This window comes from Mesorhizobium sp. M2C.T.Ca.TU.002.02.1.1, from assembly GCF_003997225.1.
The window spans coordinates 1-750 of the sequence record NZ_RZTO01001397.1 but is presented as its reverse complement, the minus strand read 5'-3'; the positions used below and the strand labels follow the sequence as shown (position 1 = coordinate 750).

General features: G+C 66.7%; 1 protein-coding gene. It reads left to right on the top strand.

What is annotated here, in order from left to right:
* Positions 1-750: autotransporter outer membrane beta-barrel domain-containing protein (locus EOD07_RS36345; protein WP_127238504.1), on the top strand; the 750-nt coding region annotated here is incomplete at both ends.

Below are 750 nucleotides of genomic sequence, written 5' to 3'. Positions count from 1 at the left end.
CCCCCGCCCCCGGTGCCGACCGCCGTGCCCGATCTGCCGACGCCGGCGCCCGGCCAGGAAATCCTGCTTTATCGCGTCGAAGTGCCGGTCTATTCGGCCGTGCCGCCTGTCGCGCAGCATCTGACGATGGCGACGCTCGGCACTTTCCACGAACGCCGCGGCGAGCAGAGCCTGTTGTCGTCCGACACCGATCTGCAGCCGGTCTGGGGTCGTATCTTCGGCCAGGACGCCAAGATGGGCTGGTCGGGAACGGTCTCCCCCTCTTTCGACGGCACTTTGTTCGGGCTTCAAGCCGGGTTCGACCTTATCGGCCGCGAAACCGCCTCAGGCTCGGTCGACCGCGCCGGCCTGTTCCTTGCCTATGGCAGCATGAACGGCGATCTGCGCGGCCAGGCCCTGGGTCAGGATGGTCTCGCCGTCGGCAACCTCGACGTCAGCGGCACCAGCGTCGGCGGCTACTGGACACGGCTAGGCAAATCCGGCTGGTACCTGGACGGCGTGCTGATGGCGACCTTCTTCGGCGGTTCGGCTTCATCGTCACGCGACATCGGCATCGATGTCGGCGGAACCGGTGTCACCGCATCGCTCGAAGGCGGCTATCCGGTCGCGCTCGGACAAGGCTGGACGCTGGAGCCGCAGGCGCAACTGGTCTGGCAGCATCTGGCGCTCGACGACGCCAAGGACCGGTTCTCCTCGGTATCGTTCGATTCCGACGATGACGTCGCCGGCAGGATCGGATTGAGGCTGCAA